This is a genomic window from Corynebacterium sp., from assembly GCF_012837295.1.
Taxonomy (GTDB): Bacteria; Actinomycetota; Actinomycetes; order Mycobacteriales; family Mycobacteriaceae; genus Corynebacterium.
Window position 1 is genome coordinate 1 of sequence record NZ_DURI01000289.1, and the last position, 1,539, is coordinate 1,539.

The window sequence follows — 1,539 nt, forward strand, 5'->3', positions numbered from 1 at the left end:
CATCCCCCTGTCGGAGGTCCGCCGCGCCGATTACGAGAGGTTCCTGAACGAGCAGGGCCGCGGCATCCTCGACTACGCGCGCTGGTGCGCCGACCGCGACATCGAGATGCGCACCGCCGCCCGCGACAACGGCGAGTTCCCCGGCTTGGTCACCCCGCTCGGCGCCCACGAGGACGTCGACGAGCTGCGCGAGGAACTGGTGGACTTCCACTGCTGGCTGCAGTGGATCATGGACGAGCAGCTCCGCGACGCCCAGCGCGCGGCGACCGAGGCGGGCATGCGCATCGGCATCATGGCCGACCTCGCCGTCGGCGTGCACCCGGGCGGTTCCGACGCCCGCAACCTGGCCGAGTGGATGGCCCCCGACGCGTCGGTGGGCGCCCCGCCGGACGGGTTCAACCAGCGCGGCCAGGACTGGTCGCAGCCGCCGTGGAACCCGCACAAGTTGGCGGAGGCCTCCTACATGCCGTGGCGCGACATGCTCCGCACGGTGCTGCGGCATTCGGGCGGCATCCGCGTCGATCACATCCTCGGCCTGTTCCGCCTGTGGTTGATGCCGCGAATGGAGTCGCCGGCCAACGGCACCTACGTCCACTTCGACCACGAGGCGATGGTCGGCATCCTGGCGCTCGAGGCCGAGCTCGCCGGCGCCGTCGTCATCGGCGAGGACCTGGGCACCTTCGAGCCGTGGGTCCAGGAGTACCTGGCCCAGCGCGGCATCATGGGCACGTCGATCCTGTGGTTCGAGTCGGATGGCCCGGGCGTGCCCAAGCACCCGTCGAATTACCGCCGCCTGTGCCTGTCGTCGGTGACCACCCACGATCTGCCGCCGACCGCCGGCTACCTCGACGGCGAGCACATCAAGCTGCGCGACCGCCTGGGCCTGTTCGACGCGGACGTCGGGGAAGAGGAGGCCCGCGACCTGGACTGGATCACGGAAAACCTCGCCGCCGTCGACGCGGCGGGCTGCTTCGACGGTCTCGAGGACGACGGTGAGCCGGTGCCCGGCCGCGATTGGAAGAACATCTCCCGCGCGGAGCTGCCGGACGCGGGGCCGCTGATCGTCGGCCTGCACCGCTACCTGGCCCGCACGCCATCCGCGCTGACGTGCATGGCGCTGGTGGACATGGTCGGCGACCGCCGCACGCAGAACCAGCCGGGCACCACCCACGACCAGTACCCGAACTGGTGCGTGCCGCTCACCGACGGCGACGGGCGTGCCCTGCTCGTTTCCGATTTGCCGGGCCTGCCCCTGTTCGGGGCGGTCGCGGAGGCGTCCACGCGAGGTTGACGGTCACGCGCCGTCCGTCACGCGCCCGTTTGGCCGGGGGCCGACCCCCTGGGGTCGGCCCCCGGAAGCTCGATCGGGTCGATGCTGCGACAATCGGAGGGTGACCGATAAATCTTCCCCCTCCGCCGGCCCGACCATCATCGTGGTCGGGCTCATGTTGTTCGCCATGTTCTTCGGCGCCGGCAACCTGATTTTCCCGCCCCAGTTGGGCGTCGAGGCCGGCACCGCCTACGGCCCCGCGATGGCCG

At 71.0% G+C, this 1,539-nt stretch carries 2 protein-coding genes; both read left to right on the forward strand.

Translation table 11 applies throughout. The features are described 5' to 3' along the window. The coding region (locus GX015_RS09375; protein WP_291344624.1) for a 4-alpha-glucanotransferase at positions 1–1,291 on the forward strand (1,291 nt) is incomplete at its 5' end. A gap of 100 nt (positions 1,292–1,391) precedes the next feature. Further along, on the forward strand, positions 1,392–1,539 hold a 148-nt coding region (locus tag GX015_RS09380; RefSeq protein ID WP_291344626.1), incomplete at its 3' end, for a branched-chain amino acid transport system II carrier protein.